The organism is Streptomyces sp. NPDC050535 (assembly GCF_044457665.1).
Lineage (GTDB): Bacteria > Actinomycetota > Actinomycetes > Streptomycetales > Streptomycetaceae > Streptomyces.
Genome location: NZ_JBITHE010000009.1, coordinates 219,429 through 242,169, shown reverse-complemented (window position 1 = coordinate 242,169; position 22,741 = coordinate 219,429). Strand labels below are relative to the sequence as shown.

Annotated in this window: 24 protein-coding genes; 6 read left to right on the top strand and 18 right to left on the bottom strand. The window is 70.4% G+C overall.

Translation table 11 applies throughout. The annotated features are described in order from the left end of the window. Positions 1-131: 131 nt before the first annotated feature. Both ACIBLC_RS21940 and ACIBLC_RS21935 read right to left on the bottom strand, forming a co-directional pair. The gene (locus ACIBLC_RS21940; RefSeq protein WP_399212753.1) at positions 132-395 is read right to left on the bottom strand and encodes a DUF397 domain-containing protein; all 264 of its coding nucleotides are present in this window, start codon (positions 393-395) and stop codon (positions 132-134) included. Then, positions 396-1,256 carry a helix-turn-helix domain-containing protein gene (locus ACIBLC_RS21935; protein ID WP_399212752.1) on the bottom strand — a complete coding sequence of 287 codons (861 nt, stop codon included), beginning with the start codon at positions 1,254-1,256 and terminating at the stop codon, positions 396-398. It abuts the gene before it with no gap. 202 nt (positions 1,257-1,458) lie between these two features. On the opposite strand from ACIBLC_RS21935, the gene ACIBLC_RS21930 reads away from it, so the two are divergent. From ACIBLC_RS21930 to ACIBLC_RS21920, 3 genes are all read left to right on the top strand, one after another. Beyond that, the gene (locus ACIBLC_RS21930) at positions 1,459-2,136 is read left to right on the top strand and encodes an ATP-binding protein (RefSeq protein ID WP_399212751.1); all 678 of its coding nucleotides are present in this window, start codon (positions 1,459-1,461) and stop codon (positions 2,134-2,136) included. Continuing rightward, positions 2,133-2,585 carry a hypothetical protein gene (locus ACIBLC_RS21925; protein ID WP_399212750.1) on the top strand — a complete coding sequence of 151 codons (453 nt, stop codon included), beginning with the start codon at positions 2,133-2,135 and terminating at the stop codon, positions 2,583-2,585. The genes ACIBLC_RS21930 and ACIBLC_RS21925 overlap by 4 nt, the downstream gene beginning before the upstream one ends. Positions 2,586-2,874: 289 nt before the next feature. Continuing rightward, entirely contained in the window at positions 2,875-4,737 is a 1,863-nt protein-coding gene (locus ACIBLC_RS21920) for an ABC transporter ATP-binding protein (RefSeq protein WP_399212854.1), read from the top strand. 26 nt (positions 4,738-4,763) lie between these two features. Here the strand turns inward: ACIBLC_RS21920 and ACIBLC_RS21915 are convergent, their stop codons facing one another. From ACIBLC_RS21915 to ACIBLC_RS21890, 6 genes are all read right to left on the bottom strand, one after another. Beyond that, entirely contained in the window at positions 4,764-4,937 is a 174-nt protein-coding gene (locus tag ACIBLC_RS21915) for a hypothetical protein (RefSeq protein WP_399212749.1), read from the bottom strand. A 157-nt stretch (positions 4,938-5,094) separates the two neighbouring features. Then, positions 5,095-5,781 (bottom strand): DUF899 domain-containing protein, encoded by a 687-nt coding sequence (locus ACIBLC_RS21910; protein ID WP_399212747.1) that lies wholly within the window; start codon positions 5,779-5,781, stop codon positions 5,095-5,097. A 305-nt stretch (positions 5,782-6,086) separates the two neighbouring features. Next, positions 6,087-7,961, bottom strand: a complete 1,875-nt coding sequence (locus ACIBLC_RS21905) for an FUSC family protein (protein ID WP_399212746.1) — start codon at positions 7,959-7,961, stop codon at positions 6,087-6,089. Between the two features lie 623 nt (positions 7,962-8,584). After that, positions 8,585-9,316: a hypothetical protein gene (locus ACIBLC_RS21900; RefSeq protein WP_399212745.1), complete on the bottom strand. Its 732-nt coding sequence runs from the start codon at positions 9,314-9,316 to the stop codon at positions 8,585-8,587. Between the two features lie 90 nt (positions 9,317-9,406). Continuing rightward, complete coding sequence (locus tag ACIBLC_RS21895; protein ID WP_399212744.1) at positions 9,407-10,201, bottom strand: aspartate/glutamate racemase family protein; 795 nt, start codon at positions 10,199-10,201, stop codon at positions 9,407-9,409. Between the two features lie 2 nt (positions 10,202-10,203). Then, positions 10,204-11,667 (bottom strand): NCS1 family nucleobase:cation symporter-1, encoded by a 1,464-nt coding sequence (locus tag ACIBLC_RS21890; protein WP_399212742.1) that lies wholly within the window; start codon positions 11,665-11,667, stop codon positions 10,204-10,206. 160 nt (positions 11,668-11,827) lie between these two features. Here ACIBLC_RS21890 and ACIBLC_RS21885 point away from each other — a divergent pair, with 160 nt between their 5' ends. Next, on the top strand, positions 11,828-12,487 hold the full coding sequence (locus ACIBLC_RS21885; protein ID WP_399212741.1) for a GntR family transcriptional regulator: 660 nt from the start codon (positions 11,828-11,830) through the stop codon (positions 12,485-12,487). 21 nt (positions 12,488-12,508) lie between these two features. On the opposite strand, the gene ACIBLC_RS21880 is transcribed toward ACIBLC_RS21885, so the two are convergent. The 3 genes from ACIBLC_RS21880 to ACIBLC_RS21870 all read right to left on the bottom strand — a co-directional run bounded on the left by ACIBLC_RS21880 (position 12,509) and on the right by ACIBLC_RS21870 (position 16,215). Beyond that, positions 12,509-13,282, bottom strand: coding sequence for a uracil-DNA glycosylase (locus ACIBLC_RS21880; protein WP_399212853.1), 774 nt, complete (start codon positions 13,280-13,282; stop codon positions 12,509-12,511). 84 nt (positions 13,283-13,366) lie between these two features. Further along, positions 13,367-14,896 carry a YfcC family protein gene (locus ACIBLC_RS21875; RefSeq protein ID WP_399212740.1) on the bottom strand — a complete coding sequence of 510 codons (1,530 nt, stop codon included), beginning with the start codon at positions 14,894-14,896 and terminating at the stop codon, positions 13,367-13,369. Then, complete coding sequence (locus ACIBLC_RS21870; protein ID WP_399212852.1) at positions 14,893-16,215, bottom strand: M20/M25/M40 family metallo-hydrolase; 1,323 nt, start codon at positions 16,213-16,215, stop codon at positions 14,893-14,895. The genes ACIBLC_RS21875 and ACIBLC_RS21870 overlap by 4 nt, the downstream gene beginning before the upstream one ends. A 163-nt stretch (positions 16,216-16,378) precedes the next feature. Here ACIBLC_RS21870 and ACIBLC_RS21865 point away from each other — a divergent pair, with 163 nt between their 5' ends. Further along, positions 16,379-16,891 carry an RNA-binding S4 domain-containing protein gene (locus ACIBLC_RS21865; protein ID WP_399212739.1) on the top strand — a complete coding sequence of 171 codons (513 nt, stop codon included), beginning with the start codon at positions 16,379-16,381 and terminating at the stop codon, positions 16,889-16,891. A gap of 202 nt (positions 16,892-17,093) precedes the next feature. On the opposite strand, the gene ACIBLC_RS21860 is transcribed toward ACIBLC_RS21865, so the two are convergent. The 3 genes from ACIBLC_RS21860 to ACIBLC_RS21850 all read right to left on the bottom strand — a co-directional run bounded on the left by ACIBLC_RS21860 (position 17,094) and on the right by ACIBLC_RS21850 (position 19,632). Next, the gene (locus tag ACIBLC_RS21860) at positions 17,094-17,555 is read right to left on the bottom strand and encodes a DoxX family protein (RefSeq protein ID WP_399212738.1); all 462 of its coding nucleotides are present in this window, start codon (positions 17,553-17,555) and stop codon (positions 17,094-17,096) included. 198 nt (positions 17,556-17,753) lie between these two features. Then, positions 17,754-18,443 (bottom strand): class I SAM-dependent methyltransferase, encoded by a 690-nt coding sequence (locus ACIBLC_RS21855; RefSeq protein WP_399212737.1) that lies wholly within the window; start codon positions 18,441-18,443, stop codon positions 17,754-17,756. Positions 18,444-18,645: 202 nt separating this feature from the next. Further along, entirely contained in the window at positions 18,646-19,632 is a 987-nt protein-coding gene (locus tag ACIBLC_RS21850; protein ID WP_399212735.1) for an acyltransferase domain-containing protein, read from the bottom strand. 86 nt (positions 19,633-19,718) lie between these two features. On the opposite strand from ACIBLC_RS21850, the gene ACIBLC_RS21845 reads away from it, so the two are divergent. Further along, complete coding sequence (locus ACIBLC_RS21845) at positions 19,719-19,985, top strand: DUF6343 family protein (protein ID WP_399212733.1); 267 nt, start codon at positions 19,719-19,721, stop codon at positions 19,983-19,985. Between the two features lie 50 nt (positions 19,986-20,035). Here the strand turns inward: ACIBLC_RS21845 and ACIBLC_RS21840 are convergent, their stop codons facing one another. The 4 genes from ACIBLC_RS21840 to ACIBLC_RS21825 form a co-directional block, all read right to left on the bottom strand. Beyond that, a complete protein-coding gene (locus ACIBLC_RS21840; RefSeq protein ID WP_399212732.1) occupies positions 20,036-20,416 on the bottom strand; it encodes a tetratricopeptide repeat protein in 381 nt (126 codons plus the stop codon). 148 nt (positions 20,417-20,564) lie between these two features. Then, positions 20,565-20,945 carry a DUF3592 domain-containing protein gene (locus ACIBLC_RS21835; protein ID WP_399212851.1) on the bottom strand — a complete coding sequence of 127 codons (381 nt, stop codon included), beginning with the start codon at positions 20,943-20,945 and terminating at the stop codon, positions 20,565-20,567. Between the two features lie 18 nt (positions 20,946-20,963). Then, positions 20,964-21,569, bottom strand: a complete 606-nt coding sequence (coaE, locus tag ACIBLC_RS21830; RefSeq protein ID WP_399212731.1) for a dephospho-CoA kinase — start codon at positions 21,567-21,569, stop codon at positions 20,964-20,966. Between the two features lie 138 nt (positions 21,570-21,707). Next, positions 21,708-22,646: a PAC2 family protein gene (locus tag ACIBLC_RS21825; RefSeq protein ID WP_399212730.1), complete on the bottom strand. Its 939-nt coding sequence runs from the start codon at positions 22,644-22,646 to the stop codon at positions 21,708-21,710. Positions 22,647-22,741: the final 95 nt, after the last annotated feature.

Sequence of the window (22,741 nt, the reverse complement as noted above, 5' to 3'; positions counted from 1 at the left end):
GTGCCGTTCTCCGAAAGTCCGTCCTGTCGAAGGTGCTGTGAGAAGTACCGGGGCCGGCGTGCTGACAAGTGATCAAGTGGTCATCAGAATTAGGAAGTTGCACCAGAGGAACACAAAGGAGCGCAGTCGGATCAGGACAGGAGGAAGTCCGCCTCCCCCGCCTTGGCGCCCTGGATGAACGCGGTCATCTCGCCGGGCGTATAGATGAGGGCGGGTCCGTCCGGATCAGCCGACTGGCGGACCGCGATGCGCCCGTCCGCGAGCTTCATCGCCTCCAGGCAGTTGCCGCCGTTGCCACCGCTCCACGGCTTGTGCCATCCCTCGCTGCCCAGTTCACGGGCGGGCATGCCGTTGTAGATGCGCGCGTTGCGTATTCGCGGCTTCATACGTTCCATTCACAGCTCCTTGCGGAGATCCTCGAGGATCTCCTTCGTGCGATGTGCAGTAGCGGCCTGAGCCGCCATGCGGTCCATGACCTCGAGGTGGGTCGCCACCTCAGAGCGCGCGTCCAGGTAGACGGCGCCGGTCAGGTACTCGCTGTAGACCATGTCCGGAAGCTCCGGCACGGCGAATCGGAACAGCACGAAGGGCCCGTACGTGCCGGGGTGCGGTCCCGAGGAGAACGGGATCACCTGGAGCGTCACGTTGGGCAGCTTCATGGCTTCGAGCAGTTTGTCGACCTGGGCGCGCATCCCCTCGGGACCGCCGATGGGGCGGAGGAGGGCCGTCTCGTCCATCACGGCCCAGATCCGGGGGGCGTCCGCACGGGTGAGGAGGTCCTGGCGTTGCATGCGCAGCGCCACGTGCCGCTCGATGTCCTCGGGCTGGGTCTGGCCGATGGCGCCCGATTTCAGGACGCCTCGCGCGTAGTCCTCGGTCTGCAGGATTCCGGGCACGAAATGGGGTTCGTACTGCCGGATGACGGCGGCGGCACCCTCCAGGCTGACGTACATCGAGAACCAGCCCGGCAGGATGTCGTGGAACCTCTGCCACCAGCCGGGTTTGTTCGCCTCCTCGGCGAGCAGGACGAAGGACTCGGCCTCCTCGTCGGAGACGCCGTAGGACTTCAGGAGGAGCTGGAGGTAGGGGATCTTGAGGGAAACCTCGGCCATTTCCATCCGGCGCACCGTGGCGGGTGCGACGCGCAGCACGCGTGCGGCCTCCTCGCGCTTGAGTCCCGCACGTTCCCGCAGGTCAAGCAGGCGCCGGCCCAGAACGACCTGGCCCACCGTCGGCGCGGACCGCGGTTCGCTCACGTCCCACCTCCACAGAGTGACTGACAGCCGGTTCACAGAGTCCTGACAGCCCGGACGGCGCCGTTCGGGGTCCTTTTCGACGATCCCAACTGGCGCCGCGCGGCGTGCTGTTGCGAGCAGTGTGCCACGCGCCCTCACCGAGTCACACAGCACTCTGCATTTTTCATAGTGACTCTTGCCAAGTGTTCACGGCGGGGCGATAGTGGCAAGCGTGATTCCGTCCGTGCCGTTAGGAACAGACGCCGCCGAGGACCGATTCGGTCCCGGCGCCGCCGCTGCCCAGGACCCGCTTGGTCCCGGTGCCGCCGCCGAGGACCGAACCGGCCTGCGTGCCGTCGCGGTGCCTCGCCCCGGCGTGGCCGCAGACCGCCGGTTCCGCTTCGAGCTGGCCGCGCACCCGGGCTCCGTGGCCCAGGCCAGACGCCTGACCGGCGCGTGGCTGTCGGGCTGGGCGGTGTGCGAGGACACCTGCGACACGGCGACGCTCGTCGTTTCCGAGCTGGTCACCAACGCCATCGTGCACACCGCGGGTGAGCGCGTCGTCTGTGAGCTGCACCATGACGACGACCTGGTGCGCATAGCCGTACGTGACGAGGGATGCGCTCCGGGTGAGCCGCGTTCCTGGCCCCAGCGGCCCGAGGAGGAGCACGGGAGGGGATTGCTCCTCGTCGAGGCCATGTGCAGAGCCTGGGGGGCTCAGGAAACCGGCCCCGGGCTGCTGGTGTGGGCGGAGCTGGAGCACTCGGCGGACCTCCGCAGGGCAGACGGGCCCGGTTTCGACACCGGAGCCCGGTCCGACCTGGGGTGGAGCGCGAAGAAGCCGCCGGCCGACGGCCGGGGCACCGGGACGGAAGCGTCCTGGGGAACGGGGACCGAATGAGCGTGCGGGGTACGTCGGCCGCGGGAGTCGGAGCGCGGGTTCTGAGTCTGGACACGGTGGTCCGCCTCAAGCGCGGTCTGCGTGCCTCCGGACCGGTCAGACGTCTTCCCGTGCCCGAGGGCATGACGGTGCCGCTGGGCTGCGACGCGGTGTCCGTGCCCGCCCGTTTCGGGCCCTTGGTGCTGCCGCTGCTGCCCCGGGTGGGCTGTATCTACGCCGACCAGGCGCACTGGTGGTGGATCGTGCCCTCCGACTCCGACGTCGCCCTGGCCTGGCCGACGCCCGCGCAGTACGCCACAGGTGCGGTCGTGGCCGACGCGCCCGGCACCCCCGGGCTCATCCACAAGCCCACCGGCACCATTCCGTACACCCCGCCGATACCCCTCTTCCTGGCTGTCTGCCAGGTGGTGGGAACGACACCCGTCTGGTCGCGTCCGATCAGCGCGTAGGACCACTCCGCCGGGAGCATCACCCGCGGACGCCGGAGGTGTCCGAGTCAGCGCGTAGGACCCCGCCGGAAGCACCCCCGCGTACGCCGGAGGTGTCCGAAGTGCCTCGGGTGGCGTGAATCCCCGTGTCCGTCCCGGGTGGAGCGCTCCGTTCCCTGGGAATGCACCGGTCGTCCACTCCCGGGGGAGGCCAACGGTGCGGAAAAGGTCGAAGAAGAAGCACGACGACGGCAAACCGGCGCCGTCCGAGTCGGAGTACCTGCTCTTCGGCGGCCCGCTGCGCTACGACATGGGCTGGTCCCAGCACGCCGACGCGTTCCTCGAGCTGAACTTCCGCGCCATGATGACGCGGCTGCCGTCCCTGCTCGCGTCCAGTTTCCGGCTCGCCTGGACCGCGGACCGCCGCGCCGCCCGTATCGTCCTGGCCGCCGAGCTGACCCGTGGCGCGGCGCAGGCGGTGAGTCTGCTGGCCGTCAACAGCGTGCTGGGGCGGCTGATGACGAACGGCCCGGTCGAGGACCGGCTGCGCGGCGCGCTCCCGGCGCTGGTCACGGTCGCCACCGTGATGCTGGTGGCGGCACTGCTGCGGGCCGCGTCGACCTATGCGACGGGCCGGCTGGAACCGAAGGTGGAGCGGGTCGCGACCGAGCTCTATCTGGAACGCGCGGCGGCCGTGGAGCTGGCCGCGATCGAGGACGACGCCTTCCACAAACTGCTGGACACCGCGCAGTACGGCGCCCACTCCGCCCGCCGCATGATCACGATCGCCGCCCGGGTCGTGAACGCGATCATCTCGCTTTGCGCGGCGGCGGGTGTCCTGACCGTCCTGCATCCCGCGCTGTTGCCGCTGCTCGTGACGATGACGCTGCCGAGCGCCTGGAGCGCGCTGACGAACGCCCGGCGCCACTACCAGTCGTTCCACACCTGGGTGCAGCACATCCGCGCCGGGCGTCTGATCGGCAACCTGCTCACCGAGCCCGGCGCGGCTCCGGAGATCCGGGTCCACGGCGTCGGTCCCTTCCTGCTGCGGCACTTCCGCTCGATGTCGGAGACCGCCGAGGCCGAACAGGCACGGCTGGCCCGGCTCTCCGCCCGCACCGGTCTGATCGCGGCGGCCTGGACAGGGCTCGCCACCGTCGCGACGTACGCGACCCTCGGCGGACTGCTGATCGCCGGCGCGATGGCACTCTCCGTCGCCGGTACGGCGGTGATCGCGATCCGCACCGGCTCCGCGAGCCTCGGCACCCTCGTCCTGGAGATCAACTCCCTCCACGAGGACGGCCTGTTCGTCGGTGACTTGCAGCGCCTGTACGTCGAGGCCGCCGAGCGCGCCATCCCGCCGGGCGGCGAGCCGCTCCCCGACGATCCGGGCGAAATACGCTTCGAGAACGTCACGTTCACCTATCCGGGCACTTCGACGCGCCCCGCGCTCGCGGACGTGACCCTCAGCGTGCCGCTCGGCAAGATAGTGGCGCTCGTCGGCGAGAACGGCTCGGGCAAGACGACCCTGGTGAAACTGCTCGCGGGCCTGTACGCGCCCGAGCACGGCCGGATCCTGTGGGACGACGTCGACGCGGCGACCGCGGACCGGCATCAACTCGCCGAGCGGATCGCGATGGTGGCCCAGGACTTCAAACGGTGGCCGTTCACGGCCCGCGTCAACATCGCGGTCGGCCGTGCCTCGGCGCCGCTCACGGACGAGCGTCTCGCCTCAGCGGTGGCCGAGGCCGGGGCCGAGGACGTCGTGGCGGATCTGCCCCGCGGCCTCGACACGCTCCTGGCCCGCGGCTTCAGCGGCGGGCACGAGCTGTCGGGCGGGCAGTGGCAGCGGCTGGGCATCGCCCGGGCCGCCTATCGCCGCGGCGCCATCCTGATCGTGGACGAGCCGACGGCGGCGCTCGACGCCCGGGCCGAGCTGGAGGTCTTCGAGAAGATCAGGGCGCTGGCGGGCACCGGCCAGACCGTCATCCTCATCACGCACCGGCTGGCATCCGTACGCCACGCCGACCTCGTACACGTCCTCGACCAGGGCCGCCTTGTGGAGTCCGGCAGCCCGGAGGAGCTCCTGGCCACCGGGGGCGTCTACGCGGAGTTGTATTCGCTCCAGGCCGGGCAGTTCACGTCGAAGGTCCCCACCAGAGGGGCCCGTTGACGCGTCGGAAAGGAGGGCCGCCTGCCTCACTCGACGAGCTCGCCGGCCCACACGACCACCAGGAACGCGTCCGAGGAGAGATCCATGACCACTTCGGCGGCCTGGCCTTCCAGCCGACGCGCCTGCGCGAACTCCTCCGCCGGCCATGAGCCACGCGGTCCACCTGCGGGAAAGCGCTTCAGTACCGTTCGCCCGTTCACCCTGCACCTCCATGTAGCGCTGCTCTCGTAGAGTTAAACGCCCCTCATGGGGTGAACGGCTCGCAACGTAACGGTACTGAGACATAGTCGACGCTTCGTCTCAGGTTCGACGAAGGGGAACTACCGGACTGTCCGTACTCCATATAAAGGGTGTGCGTCAGTCCTCGTACTCGTCGTGATATCGAACCCGCTCACTTCCGGCGGGCGCTCCCAGCGCGGCTGAGCGCCCCTTGGGCTCCTCCCACTCCTCCTGCCTTCCCAGCGCGGTCAGGTCCAGCAGGCTGGTCGTGGAACCGATCCCGTCGAGTCCCCGCTCGTACGTCGAGTACGTGTGGAAGACGCGGTCCCGGTCCCGCAGGAAGCAGCTGATTCCCGGTCGCTCGTAGGGTTCCGCACCGCCGAAGGATGCCTGGAAGTCGTAGTTGAACTCGTTCTCATACGCCGAATACCACGGGATCGTCCATCCCATGCGTGCCTTGAACGGCAGAATTTTCGTGTGCGGTGCGCGAGACACGGCGGCGAACTCGGTGCTCCGGGCGCGTAGATGCGCGAGGTGCCCGATCTGGTCGAGGAAGCCCGAGCAGCTTCGGCACCCGGCGGCCCAGTCCGGCGCGAACATGAAGTGGTAGACGACGAGTTGGTGCCGCCCGGCGAAGAGGTCGAGCAGCGTCGCCTTTCCGTCACCGCCCTCGAACACGTACTCCGTGTCGACCTCGACCATCGGCAGCCCGCGACGCTCCGCGTTGAGCGCGTCCCGCGCACGCGTGGCGGCCTTCTCCTTCACCAGCAGCTCCTCGCGCACGGCGCGCCACTCGTTGCGCGAGACGATCTGCGGAAGCGTCATGTGCCCCTCCTACGAAACGGTGCCTTGGTGGGGTGGACCGGAGGGAGCGGCGGAACTCATCGGCGGGACGGAAACTTTCTGGAACCGGCCCGGAGCACCTGCCGAATTCGGTACGCCGCGGGCCCGCGCAAAGGGCCGCCACCGCAGCTCCTCCGACTCGCCGACCCCGCCGATTCGCGGACCCGCCATCCCGCCGACCCGCGGGTTCGCGGACCCGCCATCCCGCCGACCCGCGGGTTCGCGGACCCGCCATCCCGCCGACCCGCGGACCGGCCGACCCGGCAACCCGGCAACCCGCACGAGCGTCAGACCGCGACGGGAATCCCGGCGGTCGCCCGCCCGACGCGAAGCCGCGCCCGCCCCTCCCGGTCGGACAGTTCGTCGAGGAGTTCGGCGATCCGCTCGGTGTGGCGGGGTGTGAGCCGCCCGGAGTCGTCGAGCTGCACGGCGCACGCCGTGGCCGTGTCGACGAGCCGGCCGAGGGTGGCCGCGACCTCGCCCGTGCCCTCCGTGTACCGGGCGAGGGCGGGGAGTTCGGCAGCGGCGAGATCGATCGCGGCACGGGCCTCGGCGAGCGTGCGGTAGGCCTCGCGCCGCAGGGTCCAGCGGCCCGCCCGGTCGTCCGTAGTGTCGTCGCTCAGCACGTGCGTGAGATAGACGTCCGCGGCTTCCACGGCGCGGGTGAGCCGGGCCCGTACCGTTCCGCCGCGCTGCCCGAGCGCCGGCAGATGCCCGACGAGCAGCACGATCGCGCAGGCCAGCAGTGTCTCGCCGATCCGGCTCCAGGCGGCCGGCGGCTCCCCCGCCACCAGGACGAGGGCGAGTACGAGCACGGTGACGACGGCGGTCTGCGCGCCGAAGTGCCGCGTGGCGACGGGGATCAGGGCGCCGCAGACGGCCACGACGGCGACGAGCCCGGCCGGCTGGGGCAGCAGCACGGCGAGCCCGGCGAAGACGACGGCGCCCAGCGCGGTTCCCGCCGCCCGGCACAGCACACGCGAGGCGAGCGGCCCCAGATCGGGCTTGACGAGGAAGACGGCGGTCGCGGGGAGCCAGTACCAGTGGGAGTGGTTCCCGTACCACTGGGCGTGGAGCAGGGCCTGCGCCACGGCCGCACTGGCGCCGAAGCAGAGCGCGACCCGGAGTCCGTACTCCCGGCCTCCCGCACCGAAGGCGGTGCGCGCGACGGACAGGGCGGTACGCCGCCGGGTGTGCAGGGCCTTCGAGGCGCCGCCGCCGTCGAAGGCGTCGGCGGCGTGCAGCAGCGCGTCGTCGAGGGCGCGCAGTGCGGCCGCTGAGCGGGCGGGCGCGGGCAGGGGCCCGGTGTGCGCACCGGTCCGTACGGTGGCGGCGAGCAGCCGGGGTCCTTCCGCGGCCCGCGCGGGCACCGCCTCTCCCGCCCAGGCGAGGGCGGTCGCGGCCTCGGCGAGCGGCAGCGCGGCGGCATACTGCGCGTGCAGCCGACGCTCGGCCCCGGAACTGGCGTATCTCCGCAGCCTGGGCCCGGCGAGCGCGTCCTGCGCGTGGTCGAGCGCGGCGGTCAGCGCGACCCGGCGGGCGGTCGCGTCCGGTCCCCCGGCGGCGGCCAGCAGGTCGGCGATCGCGTCGTAGACCGCGCCGACGGCGTCACGTTCCCCGTCGAACCGGTAGTCACCGGCGGTGGCCCCGGTCGTGGGGAGCGCCAGCCGCAGGGTGACCAGCCAGCCGGCTCCGGCGAGGTAGAACAGCGCGCGCTGCCAGCCGGGCTCGGGGAGCGGCATCCCCGCCCCGATGGCCGTGGCCACCAGCAGCTGGGTCCCGGCCCCCGAGGCGACGGGCCCGACGGCACTCACGGCGCCCGCGACGAGCCCGAGCACGGTGAGGAGCAGGGTGAGCGTCACCGCCCCGACATGCTGTCCGGCGTACGACCCGACGAGCAACCCGCCCGCCCCCGCGAGAGCGGGTACCCCGAGCCTTCTGACCGCGGCCCGGCGGCTCCCCGGCCTGTCGTTGATCCCGGCGAACATGGCTCCGAGCGCGGCGACCACTCCGACGGAGGGCTGTCCGGCGACCACCGCCACGAGCAGCAGAGGGCCGGCCGCCAGCGCACCCCGGAGGACCGCGTTCCACGGAACCGGCCCCCGCTGGGCACGCAGGGCATGGGCGAGCCAGGGCGGTGCGGCGAGACTGGGGAGTGGCACGGGGCTCCTGTCGGGCGAGGGCGGGGCTGCCTTCGGGCGACGTCGGCCGGGCTGTGGTGGTTTCCACCGTAGATCGGATCGCGGTAGGGAAGCGAACACGGGGGTTTCAGCGGTGTGACACTTCCCCGGAATGCCGTGTTCTTTATGAACGGTTCTTCATGCGCAGTTCTTCATGCGCAGTTCCTTGAGCAGTTCTTTGTGGACACGACCGGTGTACGAAGCCGTCGGCGCCGGTGGACCGAGGGGCGCCCAGTTGTACGGGTGCCGCCCGGAAACGGGAGCGGGCCCGAGGGCGTAGCCGGCCCCCGGACCCTGTGATGCCACCCAATTCACACGCCGGCACGCTTGAGGACCCAGGTCAGTCGTCATGTCGCCGCGTCCTGCCTTTGGACCACCGCACATCGAGCTGTGCGGGCCGGACTTGAACCGGCATTTCGACGTCCCGGGGCCTGGGCCCGGTCGATCCGGCGATCGGCGGCGAATGCTGAGTCTGGAGCGAGAGTCTGAGATTGATCACGGCAGGGTTGAGAGCCCTGACCGATCCATCACGACAAGCTTCAGCTTCAGTTTGCGCTCCTCGCGCACCCCGGCCGTGATGCGTGTTGGCCGGGGAGTCTCTGAGGCTACCCGAACAGGTAGCCGAACACGGCGTCACCGACGCGCTGGTCGACGACATCCACGCCGTTCGCCTCCTCACGGGCGAACTTGACGGCCTGCTGCAACTTCTCGACCCGGTCGAGGAGTTCGTTCACCCGCCGGGCGGGCAGGGCTCCGGAGAACTTCACGGTCGTCCAGTAACCGACGGGGATGTCCTCGTAGTACACCTCGACCTGAGCCGGGTGCTTCTCGGTGGCCTCGGCCTTGACGTGGTTGCGAGGCACCTTCTTCGTACGGAGCGTCCGCACCGGCTCGGTCTTCCACGCGTCGGTGGAGGGGTCCCGCACCCACGACTCGGAGGCGTCGAGAAGCGGCAGCTTCCGCACGAAGGTGTGCAGGTCGGTGAGCTGCTTCTCCAGGAACAGCAGGTAGGACACGGGTACTTCGGGAACGAGCACCCGCCCGTCGACCTTCACGTCCGCCCGCGCCGTGCAGTTCGCCCAGTCCTTGGTGGCGGTCACATCGAACAGCCGCGTGAGGGTCGCGGCGGTGTCCCGCAGCACATCCTCGGCCTGCACCTGCACCCGGGTCGACTCGGGCGGCAACTGCTCACCCTCCTCGTCCTTGGGCTGGTACGTCCGCGAGATTCCGGCCAGCAACGCGGGCTTCTGCAGCCCGTGATGAGCGGACGTCAGGTCCTGATGGGACTTGGACTTGATGCCCTTCTCCACTGCGATGATCTGATTGAGTTTCGCCACGTCACGAACGCTAGCAGTGTCAACTGGCCGATCTCGAAGGGTTATTCGTCGGGACGGCCTGCCTCGGACACCCCGGCCGGCTCGCGGAGATCACGGCGACCGCCGTGGTGCCCGACCCGATCGAGGGATCCCCGTCGTGATCGCAGGGGAGGCCGGGGAGAGGTCAGGGGAAGACCCCGGGGACCCCCACACCCGCCGCTTCCCCAACGGCCGCGCGTAGGTCCCCACCCGGCTGGTCCCGAGCCCCAGCGAAACCAGTGACTCCGCGAGCTTGACCGCGGCCGCGACCCCGTCGACGACAGGCATCCCCAGCCTCTCCCCCACCGCCCGCTGAAGCCCGGTCATTCCGGCGCAGCCCAGGACGAGGACCTCGGCCCCGGCCGCCCGGGCGCGCTCGGCGGCGGTCACGAAGGCATCCTCGGTGCGGCGCGCGTCGCCGAGGTCGAGGACGCCGAGGCCGGTGCCGACGACGGCGGCGCAGTGGGCGGCGACCCCGGCTGCGTACAGGCTGTCCTCGATCTGGCCGCGCGAGCGCTCCAGGGTGGTGACGACGCCGTACCGGCGGCCGAGCAGGCACGCGAGGTGGGCGGCGGCCTCGGTGATGTCGACGACGGGTACGTCGACCAGTTCACGGGCGCCCTCGCGGCCGTGTTCGCCGAAGCCGGCCATGACGACGGCGTCGTACGGGCCCTCGTACGTCCGCAGGGTGTCGAGGACGGCCGCGGCCGAGAGGTAGCTGTCGAGCCAGCCCTCCGCGGACTCGGGTCCCCAGGCGGGGGTCAGTCCGGTCACGGTGGTGCCCGGGCCTGCGGCGGCCCGGGCACCTCGTACGATCTCCTCGGTCATCTCCCGCGTGGTGTTGCAGTTGGTGACGACGATCCGCACGCTCAGACCGCCGCGGACGCGGGGACGGCGGCGCGCTCCGAGCGGCACAGCACGGCGTACAGTCCGGCCGCCAGCGCCGTCCCGATGAACCAGGAGTACGGGGCCACGTCGCTGAAGTCCTTCACCAGCGCGAGGACCGCCGCGAGGGCGGCGGAGGGCAGGAACGCCCACAGGGCCTTGGGGTTGACGCCCTTGCGGTAGTAATAGGGCGATCCCGGCTGGGCGTTGAAGAGCTGGTCGATGTCGACGCGGCCGCGCTTGACCCAGTAGTAGTCGAGCATGATCACGCCGAACAGCGGTCCCAGGAAGGCGCCGAGGCCGCCGAGGAAGTAGTTGACGACCGTGGGGTTGGAGAAGAGGTTCCAGGGCGTCACCAGCAGCGCGGCGACCGTGCTGATCATGCCGCCGATCCTGAAGGTGATCTTCTGCGGCCAGACGTTGGCGAGGTCGTACGCCGGTGAGACGAAGTTGGCGACGATGTTGACGCCCATGGTGGCGATGGCGAAGGTCAGGGCGCCGAGGACCAGCACCCATGTGTTGCCGACCTCGGCCACCAGCAGCGCCGGGTCGGTGATGGCCTCGCCGAACACCTCGATGGAGCCGGCCGTCACGATGACCGAGACGATCACGAAGGCCGTCGAGTTGACCGGCAGGCCCCAGAAGTTGCCGCGCCTGACGGTCTTGTAGCTGGGCGCGAAGCGGGAGAAGTCGCAGAAGTTGAGCATCAGGGTGCCGTACGTGGCGAGGATCAGCCCGATCGCGCCGAACCACTGCCGCCACTGCTCGCCGACGGACACCGGGTGCGGGGTCGAGGTGAGGGAGATCGTCCAGCCCGCCTTGGACAGCACCCAGACGGCGAGCGCGATCATCACGAGCCAGATGGCCGGACCGCAGAAGTCCTGGAACTTGCGGACCGACTCCATGCCCTGGCTGATGATCATCGCCTGGACCAGCCACAGCGCGACGAACGACACCCAGCCGAGCGCGTCCAGGCCGAGGAAGGAGTGATGGGTCCACGACACCAGGCCGGGCCAGGCCGCGAGCAGCATCACGTTGACCGCGACCGACGCCAGATAGGTCTGGATGCCGTACCACATGATGGCGATGACAGCCCTGATCAGCGCGGGGATGTTGGCGCCCCAGACACCGAAGCTGATCCGGCTCACGACGGGGAACGGCACGCCGGTGCGCTGTCCGATCCGGCCCATCAGGTTCATCCCGACGTAGATGATCACGAAGCCGACGAGCAGCGAGGTGAAGATCTGCCAGACGTTCATGCCGAGGACCAACAGGCCCGCGGCGAAGGTGTAGTTGCCGAGGTTGTGGACGTCGGACATCCACATGGCGAAGAGGTCGAACACCTTCCAGTTGCGCTTCTCGGCGGGCGCGAGGTCTTCGTTGGTGAGCCGGGGATCGGGGACGAACTCGGTGGTACCGGTGGCTTCGGCACGGTCGGCGAGGGACACGGGGCCTCCATGGACGAGGGGACGGAGGGCGGCCTTGCGGTCTCGTTCGGCATTTTTGGTATACCAAACTGTCGTCATGGTCCCGCCGCCGATGACTCACGGCCATGTCCTCGCAGTTACGACTCCGTAAAACACCCCCGGAATCGGCGAACATGGACCCATGACGAAGATCGAACCCCTGGGCGCGGTGCGCGAGCGGGTCCTCGCGACGCTGCGGCAGGAGATCATCGCCGGACGGCTGCGCCCCGGCGACCGGCTGGTCGAGCGGGAACTCGCCGAGCGCTTCGGGGTCTCCCGGGTCCCGGTGCGTGAGGCGATCCGCTCCCTGGTCGGCGAGGGGTTCGTGCACTTCGAGACTCCGCGCCGCACGGTGGTGCGCCGGCTGACCCCCACGGACGTGGCGGAACTCTTCGAGCTGCGCGAGGCGCTCGAGGTGTACGCCTCCGGGCTCGCCGCGACCCGTGCCACGCCGGAGTCCCTGGCGGAACTGGCGGAACTGCTGGACCAGGCGGAGGCCGCGACCCTGGCCGATGACGCGGAGGCGATCACGGACATCAACACCCGCTTCCACGACCGCATCCTCGCCATGGCCGGCAACAGCCTGCTGATCTCCGTCATGGAACCGGTCGACGGCCGGCTGCGCTGGCTCACCCGGCAGAACGAGGAGTGGCCGCAACTCCTCACCGAACACCGGGAGTTGTACGAGTCCATCGCGTCCGGCGACCCCGACCGGGCCCGCGCGCACGCGCTCGCCCACGTCCAGGCCAACTACCGCTCGACGGTGCGCCACCTCTTCGGCGACGAACGGGGGACCCCCTAGGCGGGCGCCGCGCTATCCCTCCTACACCCTCGTCGGCAGCCCCGCCGCCCGCGCCGCCGTACTCAGCACGTCCCGCAGCATGGCGGGGGTGAGGCGACCGGTGAAGGTGTTGCGCTGACTGACGTGGAAGCAACCGAAGAGGTCGATGGAGGCGGTGGGCGTCGAGGCGGTGGGTGTCGGGCCGGCCTCCGCCGCGTCGCTCGCCTCGCCGATCGGTTCCGAACCGATCACCACCCGCACCCCGTGCCCGAACACCGGTCGAGGCCGAGGCACCGCCCACCCGGCCGCCGCCAGCGTCGGCAGCAGGGCCTGCCATCCGAACGCCCCGAGCACCACGACCGCCCGCAGCGAGGGCCGGAGCAGCTCCAACTCCCTTACGAGCCATGGCCGGCAGGTGTCGCGCTCGGTCGGCGTCGGCTTGTTGGCGGGCGGAGCACAGCGCACGGGTGAGGTGATCCGTACGCCGTACAGGGTCAGCCCGTCGTCCGCGCTCACGGCCGTACTCCGCGACGCCAGCCCCACGTCGTACATCGCCTCGTACAGCACGTCGCCCGACCTGTCGCCCGTGAACATCCGCCCGGTCCGGTTGGCGCCGTGCGCGGCGGGCGCCAGTCCGACGATCAGCAGGGACGCGTCGGCGGGTCCGAACCCCGGAACGGGCCGGCCCCAGTACGTCTGGTCGGCGAAGGCGGCGCGCTTGGTGCGGGCCACTTCCTCACGCCACTCGACCAGGCGCGGACAGGCCCGGCACCCGGTGATCCGCCCGTCCAGTTCCGCCAGGCCGCCGCTGTCCATGCCTCCACCGTACGGCCGGGACGGCTCCCGGATGGCCATGACGGCCTCCGTACGGCCGGGACACCTTCCGAACGGCGGGGACGGCTATGTCATCGCCGCCCCCGCCGCCACGAACCCGCAGATCAGGAGGAAGAGGATGGCGAGGAGCGGCCAGACGAAGCGGAGGTACTTGTCGTAGCCGACCTTCGCGAGGGCGACGCCTCCGATGGTGACGGCGGTGGTGGGCACCCAGAGGTTCATCCAGCCGCTGGCGGACTGCCAGGCCGTGACGACGACCGCGCGGGAGACTCCGGCGAAGTCGGCGAGCGGCGCCAGGATCGGCATCGCGAGGGTCGCGTGGCCGGAGGTGGAGGGGATGAGGAAGGCCAGCGGCAGGTTCACGAGGAAGACGATGATCGCGAAGACGCTGGACGACGTGCCCTTCACGATGCCCTCGATGGAGTGCAGCACGGTGTCGGTGATCTTCGAGTTGTTCATGATCACGGTGACTCCGCGGGCCAGCACGATCACCAGCGCCGGGGAGATGAAGTCCGCCGCGCCCTGGATGATCGTGGCGCTCAGCTTCTGCTCGCCCATCCGCGCCACCAGCCCGACCAGCACAGCCGCGCACAGGAACAACGCCGCCAACTGCGGGAAGGACCAACCGAGTTCGAAGCCGTACGGTGTCGCGTCCGCGTCGCCGGTGAGCGCGCTCGCCCAGGGCACGACCGAGAAGATCATGAAGGCGAAGACCAGCGCCGTCGCGATGATCACCGCCTTGTGCAGGCCGGTCAGTTCGGGCACCTCGCCCGCGGCCTCACTCGCGTGCTCACGGTCGCCGGGCAGGAACCCGGTGAGCGACCGCTCCGGATTCCGCCGCACGCGCCGCGCGTACCGGATGACGTACGCGACCGTCACCGCCGTCAGCACCACCCACATCACGAACCGCAGCACGATGCCGTCACCGAGCGAGATGTCGGCGGCGGACGAGGCCACGCCTGTGGCGAACGGGTTCACCGTCGAGCACAGCACCCCGATCCCGGCGCCGAGGATGATCGTGCCGACGGCCACCATCCGGTCGTACCCGAGCGCCAGCATCAAGGGCACGATCAGGCCGTAGAAGCCGAGCGTCTCCTCGGCGAAGCCCTCGACCGTGCCGAGCACGGAGAACACCACCATCACACCCGCGATGAGCAACGCCCCGCGGTCCCGCAGCCGGTGCGCCAGCCGGCCGATGCCCCGGTCGAGCGCGCCGGTGGCGAAGACGACGGTGATGAAGGCCCCGATGGCCAGCACGAAGAGGAAGACGCCCGCGCTGCCGTACAGTTCACCGGCCAGGTCGGGCCCGACCTGGCCGCTCTTCTCGTCCTGGATGCCGTAGAGGCCGTTGACGGGTGAGAGGAAAAGGTCGTTGAGCCGGTCGACGAAACTCTGGCCGGAGTCGACCCGGTGGTAGGTCCCCTGGACGGGCGCGCCGGACTCGTTGCGGTCGTACTGTCCGGCCGGGATGAGGAACGCCAGCGCCCAGACCGCGATCGTGACCACGGCGAGCACGGTCAGCGCGCTGGGAAAGGTGAACTTCCGCTTGTGCGGCGGCTCTTCGTGCTGCTGCTCTTCGGTCGTGCTGGTGGTCAAGACGCCCCCTCGGCCCGGAAGTCGGCCGCGTACTCCCGTACGAACGCGCACATCGCCACGACCGTGTTGCGCAGCTCCGACAGGAGCACGCGCTCGTTGGGTGCGTGCAGGTTGCACATGCTGTCCTGCGCGCCGAAGAGCAGCACCTCGGCGTTCGGAGCGGCCTGGGCCAGCCCGTTGACCAGCGGGATCGAACCACCCGTGGCCACGTACGACGCCTCCTCGCCCCATGCCTCGCGCAACGCGGTGAGCGCCGCGCGGTAGGCGGGACCGCCGGTCGAGGCCTCGTAACCGGGGCCGGTGTCCCCCGGCGTGACGGTGAGCGGAATGCCGAAGGGCCGCAGCGAGCGCAGGTGATCGACGAGCTTCGCCCGTGCCTCCTTGGCGTCCTGCCGAGGATGGAAGCGGAGGTTGAGCTTGGCACGCGCGTAGGGGACGACGGCCGACGCCGCGTGCTCGACACTCGGCGCGTCCAGCCCGATCACGGTGATCGCGGGCCCGCTCCACAACCGCTCGCCGAGACTCCCGCTCCCGATCAGCGGAAGCCCCTCCTGGACACCGGCGAGGCCACGGAACTCCTCCTCCGTGTACGTCGTCCCCGTCCACTCCTCCCGCCTGAGCCCCGCCACGGCCACGTCACCGTGCACGTCGTGCAGCGTGGCCAGGGCCTTCAGCAGGACGAGCAGCGCATCCGGTGCCGCGCCGCCGAACTCCCCGCTGTGGCGCGGCTCTTCGAGGGTGCGGACCTCGACGATCACCTCGGAGGCGCCGCGCAGCCCGGTGGTCAGCGTGGGCGTGCCGGGCCGCAGATTCCCCAGGTCCGCGATGACCATGGCGTCGCAGGCGAACCGATCGGGATCGCTCGGCGGATAGTCGTCGAAGGGACTGCCGTACTCCTCCTGCCCCTCGAAAACGATCTTGACCCCGACCGGCGGCCGACCCTCGTACGCCCGCAGCATCCCCAGGTGCGCGATCACGTTCGCCTTGTCGTCGGCGATCCCGCGCGCCCTGAGGCCGCCCTCGACGGGCGTCGGCTCGAAGGGCGGCGACAGCCACAGCTTCTCGTCGCCGGGCGGCTGCACGTCGTAGTGCGAGTAGAGGAGGACGGTCGGTGCGTCCGGAGTGGGCGGCGGGATCTCACCGAAGATCACGGGGGCGGTGCCGGGAAGGTCGATACGGTCGATCCGCTCGACGCCGGCCTCGCGCAGCAGTCGTACGAGGAGATCGTGGGCCTCCTGGACCGGCTCGGCCGGGAAACCGGGGAAGGCCACGGAGGGGATCTCGGCCAGCCGCACCAGGTCGGCGCGGAGGCCGTCCATCAAGGTGTCGACCTTCGCTGCTGTTTCCACGTGGAGCCCCTCGCTGTTCCCTGGACGGCATCAGGCAACAGCCTCCGGGCCGCCCTGAGCAGCCGCATCCGGGGTGAGCCGTGTGACGGAAAATCCTCCCGGCCCGTCCGGCTCGGGGGACTAAAGTCGGGTCATGGCTTCTGAGGGTGCGGACGACGACAAGGGCACCGGAGACAGGGAAACCGGCGGCTCGGAGGGCGCCGACGGCTCGGCCGATGCCGTAGCCGCGGCCAAGGCTGCCGGTCCTGGCGGTGGTGAAACCGTACGGGTCGACAGCTGGATCTGGTCCGTACGTCTCGTCAAGACCCGCTCCATGGGTGCCACCGCCGCCCGCGGCGGGCACGTCCGGGTGAACGGCGAGCGCGTCAAGCCCGCCTACGCCGTGCGCGTCGGCGACGAGGTGCGCCTGCGGCACGCGGGCCGGGAGCGGGTCGTCATCGTGAAGCGCGTGATCCGCAAACGGGTCGGCCCGCCCGTCGCCGCCGAGTGCTTCGTCGACAACAGCCCGCCGCCCCCGCCGCGCGAGGCCGTCGCCCCCGCGGGCATCCGTGACCGCGGTGCCGGTCGCCCCACCAAGCGCGACCGCCGCGAGCTGGAACGCCTCCGCGGCCTCTCCGTCCCCCCGCCCGGTCCCGACGGCCCCTGATTCGCGGGCGCGCTTGCACCGGTCGCCGGTCGCCGGTCGCCGGTCGCCGAGCAGCGTGGGCCGAGCAGCGTGGGCCGAGCAGCGTGGGCCGAGCAGCGTGGGCCGAGCAGCGTGGGCCGCCGTACGAGGCCGAGGGCGCCCCACGACGAGCGGGGCATCCTCGGCCTCGTACGGCGGCTGACGGTCGACGGCCGGCCGACGGTCACGCCCGTCGTCGCACCAGGCGGAGCAGCTCCGTGGTGTGACTCCTGCGTGCCCAGGCGATCAGCGCGAGCGGCAGGATCAGGATGAGAGGTGTCGCCACGTACGGCCCGTGCAGGACGGTGACGTTCACGATGAAGGCACCGACCATCAGCGCGCTGAGCGACACCGCCGCGACCGAGGACAGCAGCGGGATCAACAGCGCTATGCCTCCGGCGAGTTCGAGGGCGCCGATGATGTACATCCCCGTGCTGCCCCACCCGAGCTTGTCGAAGCCCTCGGCCGCCGACGGGTGCGCGATCAGCTTGGGCAGCGCGCTCGCGAAGGCGTAGAAGAGACCGAGCGTGACCTGGAGGGCGCCGAGGGAGATCCGGGCGCCGCGACTGCGAGGCGTTCCGGCGGCGGCGGACGGGGTGCGGGTGACGGAGGTGCCGGAAGGGGCGGGGATCGCGGTCTCGGACATCGGGGTCTCCTGTGTGAAGCGGTCGCTGTTGCTTTCACAGAGATAGACCGAGCGGCCGTCCGGAACTCATCGGCGTGAGAAGGGGTTTGATACGCCCCGCCGCCCCCCTGTTCCTGCCTCAGCCCCTGCCCCTGCCCCTACACTCCCGCCCTTGCTCCCTCATCTACTCCCGCTCCCGCCATAGCCAACCCCTCGCGCTCAGCCCTTCACCACCCTCACCCACACCTCGTCCTCAGTCAGATACCGGTCCACCCTCAGCCCCGCCTCCGCCAGCGCCCCCTCGAACTGCTGCTTCGTCAGCGGTCGGGACAGGAACGTCTGCGTCCAGGTGGCGTCCGGGAACAGGTATTCCACGTGGATCGAGTCCACCCCGTCGCCGACCGGCTCCGCGGACACGATCCGTGTGGTGAAGCCGGTGGGGTCGACCCGCTCGCGGGGCACGTTCGTGTGGGAGTCGGCCGGCTCGCGCTGGATCAACACGCAGCCGCCTTCGGCGACATGGCGGGCGCAGGCCTTCAGCAGCCCGCGCCGCACCTCGACGTCCCCGCTGTGCACGAGGAACGACGCGAGCAGCACCACGTCGAACGTCTCACCCAGATCGAGGCGCTCTATCGGGCCGCATATCGTGCGTGTCCCGCGGACCCGCTCCAGCATCTCGGCCGACTCGTCCACAGCCGTGACGGTGAACCCGCGCTCCAGGAGCGCGTGGGTCATCCGGCCCACCCCGCTGCCCAGCTCCAGAATTCGCGCGCCCGCCGGCACGGCCGCGCTGATGATGTCCGGCTCGTCCCCGACGGTCAGCCGCGTGTAGAGCTCGACCGCGCAGCCGTCCGGAGTGATCGAACCAGGTCCGGTTCCCTCATAACCATCACGCATCTCCACACTCATACCCGTCCAACGGGCGGCCTCCGTCGGCCCGTTCCCACCCACCACCACTCGTTCGAGTGAACCGTTCGACGCACACCAGTCCGGATCATCAACGGCCCGAATCACAACCCGCACGCCCCGGAACGCAAGCAAACGGTCCATGTCGCAACCAAACCGTCGAGGCCGTAACCAAACGGTCGAAGGCGCAGCCGAAAGGCCCAGGTCACAAGGCGAACCAGCCATGCCCCCCATACCAATGCCCACCCGCCCGCAGATGGTCCCCCACCGCCCGCTCGACACTGTTGCGGCGCGGCAGTTCCGCCACCGGCAGCTCGGGATCACCGAAGACGAACCCGACGGGCATCCCGTCGTCCGGGGTGGTCTCCTCGTAGGCCACCTCGAACCGGTCCTGGAAGCGGACGATGTTGGAGTACGCCGGCAGATATCGCCTGAGCTGCTGATCGAGCAGCCACGAGTGGCAGACGGCGACGTCGTAGCGCTCGTCGGGATAGTGCAGCGCGAAGAACTCCCGCGCCAGGGCGAGCGAACGGTCACAGGCGACGGGCGACAAGGGGCCGCGGAAGTCGCTGATGTGCAGGCTCAGACAGGGGTCGCCCGGCCCGGCGTCCGAACCCGCCGACGCGAGGGCCTGCCCCATCCGCTGCCCCAGTCGCGCCCGCTCGAACTGGAGCCGGCCCAGCTGGAACAGCTCACCGTGGAAGTGCAGGGCGATCCACTCCGGAAAGAGCAGCCCTGGCGTACCGAGCCTTCTGTGGTGCACGGCCACCTGCCGTCCGAGGTCGGCGAGAGTACGCCGGGACACGTCGTCCGGGACACCGCGGGAGCGGTGGTACTCGCGCACGAACGGGAACGCCGCGACAAAGACGAAAAGGTGGAAACAACGCCCCAGCGCACCCGCCGACGCCGGGAACTGCGGCGGCGCCCAAGCCCTGCCGACCTCCCCCAAGTTCCGCACGAAGCGGCTGACGCACAGCGTGAGGAGCGCCATCGCGTCCGCGTCCGTCACCAACCGGGCACGCAGCGCGACGAGTTCGTTGATGTGTTCATGGGCCACAGCGAGGTCGAGCAGGACGTCCGGCAGTTCCTCGGCGTCCGGCAGCAGCACCTCCACCTGGGGAACGTCCTCGCTCTCCAGGTCCCTCAGCCAGTCGGCCAGTCTCGCGTCCGCTCGCAGCGCTTCCAGCAGCACGTCGCCCTCCCCCGTCCTCGGACCGCTGTCCCATGGTGAACATGCACCACGAAGAGTACGTTTTTCCGATAGGAGTGGTGATCGGGATGCGTACAGGCAGTGAACCGACGACAGCGCGCAGTGCTCTGCGGATGCGTTTCTGGCTGAGCGCCTGGGGCCTGATCTGGGCGTCCGCGGGGACCGCCGGGTTCGCCCTGGCAGGACGCCCCGGATGGGCGGCCGCCTGCGGTGCGCTGTGGCTGATCGTCACCGTGGACATGGTCATCGTCCTACGACACATCCGTCAGGGCCCGCGCTATCAGCCGGGCCGCGACGTCCCGCCGTACAGCCCACCGGATCACAGTGACCCATGACCCGCGACCCGCGGCTCATGACGACCCATGGCCCATGACCAGCGGCCCATCTACGAGTCGAAGCGTGCCGCTTCCAGATACCGGGGATTCGGGTCGAGCGCCGCCGCCAGCCTGAAGTGCCGTTTCGCCTGCTCGGGGCGGAGCTGACGCTCGTAGGTGCGGGCGATCGCGAAGTGCGCGAACGCGTTGTCCGGCTCGCGCTCCAGGACGATCGTGAACTCCAGCTCGGCGGGGCGCAGTTGCGCGGCGGCGAAGAAGGCACGCGCGCGCAGCAGCCGCGCGGCCGTGTTCTCCGGGTGCGCGTCGATGACCGAGTCGAGCAACTTCACCGCGCCCCGCGGATCACGGGCGGCGAGCAATTGCTCGGCGGCACGGAAGTCGATGACATGCGTCTCCGGAGTACGTCCGGTGGAACCGCTGGTCTCGGGCACGGCTGACTCCTTCCCTCACTGCACCGTTTCAACGCGCGGATCGCCAGACCCTATTCCATGGTCGTCGTCCCGATCCCATGTCCTCATCGCGATCCCATCGGCAGGTGTCCCGATCCCATGGTCGTCATGCCGCTTCGGTCGCCGACCGTCACAGAGCGAGCAGCCCGAACACCAGACCCAGCAGGATCAGCGCGCCGCCTGCCGCGACGAAGACCCAGTCCGCTCCGGAGCGTTCGTTCCCGAGCAGTACCGTCTGACGCGGGTCGTCGGCGTCGTACGCGAGAAGTATGTACTCGCCTTCGGGCAGTGGCCGGCGTCGGCTGCGCGGCACCGGGGATCCGGCCTCCACGACTCGTCCGTCCGCGGTCTCGAACTGGAGCGACGGTCGGTCCAGACCCGGTTGCGGAGGTTTCACCAGCGCCTGGGTGACGTGCCCCGCCGCGCTGATGCGCCGGGTCTGCCGTAGGCCGTACGCCCCGGCAAGCAGCGCCACCAGACCCCCCAGGGCCGTCGGAGCGGCGAGTACGATCAGTCCCCCACCTGTCTCTCAGTTCGTACCGGACGCTCGCTCCACGAGGTCTGCCCATACGTCCCGGACGCGCCGCTCCAGCTCCTCGAGAGGTACGTCGTTGTCGATGACGACGTCCGCGATCTCCAGGCGCTTTTCACGGGTGGCCTGGGCGGCCATGCGCGCGCGGGCGTCCTGCTCGGTCATGCCGCGCAGCCGTATGAGCCGGTCGAGCTGGGTCTCGGGTGGGGCGTCGACGACGATCACGAGGTCGTACAGCGTCGCGAGGCCGTTCTCGGCGAGCAGCGGCACGTCGTGCACGACGACGGCGTCCTCGGAGGCGGCGGTTTCCAGCTCCCGTGAGCGGACGCCCACCAAGGGGTGCACGATCGAGTTGAGGAGGGCGAGCTTCTCCGGGTCGGCGAAGACGATCGAGCCGAGTTTGGGGCGGTCCAGGCTGCCGTCCGGAGCGAGCACGTCCTCGCCGAAGGCGTCGACGACCGCCGCGAGCCCGGGAGTTCCGGGCGCGACGACCTCGCGCGCGATCCTGTCCGCGTCGATCAGCACCGCGCCGTGCTCGACGAGCAGCCGCGACACCTCGCTCTTGCCGGCGCCGATTCCACCGGTCAGGCCCACCTTCAGCATGCCGAGAAGCTTAGGGCCTGCCTCTGACAGCGGGGCTGTGAGCCCCCGCACGAGGTCGGCCCCGCACGGCGTGCAACCCCCGCACGGCGTCCGCCTCCATGTGCTCGGCCCCGAATGGGACCGGACCCCCGGGCGAGGTCAGCCCTCGCCCTCCCGCTCCGCCAGGAACCGCTCGAACTCCTGCCCGATCTCGTCCGCGGACGGGATGTCCACCGGCTCGGCGAGCATGTTGCCCCGCGACTCGGCGCCCGCAGCGGCGTCGAACTGGTGCTCAAGGCCCTGGACGAGAGCGACGAGCTCCTCGTCGCCCTCCTGGATCTGCCGGTCGATCTCGGTCTGCGTGCGGTGCGCCTCGGTGCGCAGGGAGTGCGCGATCGCGGGGAGCACCAGGCCGGTCGCGGCGGTGATCGACTCCAGGACGGTCAGCGCGGCGTCGGGATAGGCGGACCGGGCGATGTAGTGCGGCACGTGCGCGGCGACCCCGAGGACGTCGTGGCCGGCCTCCATGAGGCGGTACTCGACCAGCGCCTCGGCGCTTCCGGGCACCTGCGCCTCATCGAAGGGGCTGCGGTGGCCCGGCACCAGGTCGGTGCGGTTGCCGTGCGGGGTGAGGCCCACGGGGCGCGTGTGCGGGACGCCCATCGGGATGCCGTGGAAGTTCACGGAAAGGCGCACGCCGAGCCGCTCCACGATCTGCTGGACGGCGGCGGCGAAGCGCTCCCACTCGACGTCCGGCTCGGGGCCGGAGAGGAGCAGGAAGGGCGCGCCGGTGGCGTCCTGTACGAGCCGTACGTCGAGGGTCGGCTCCTCGTAGTCGGTCCAGCGGTCGCGCTTGAACGTCAGCAGCGGACGCCGGGCCCGGTAGTCGACGAGCCGGTCGTGGTCGAAACGGGCCACGACCTGGTGGGGCAGCGAGTCGAGCAGCCGGTCGACGATCTGGTCGCCGGTCTCGCCCGCGTCGATGTATCCGTCGAAGTGGTAGAGCATGACCAGTCCTGCCGACTCCTGGGCGAGCGCCATGTCGACAACAGCCAAGCCCTTCGGCTCCCATGCGTACAAACCCTGCGGATCAAGCACTGTGACCGCTCCTCCTCGTGTTCGTACTGCACAACATGGTGCGGAGCACGGGCATTCCCCGCCCGCGCCCCGCACGAGGACCTCTTACCGACTTT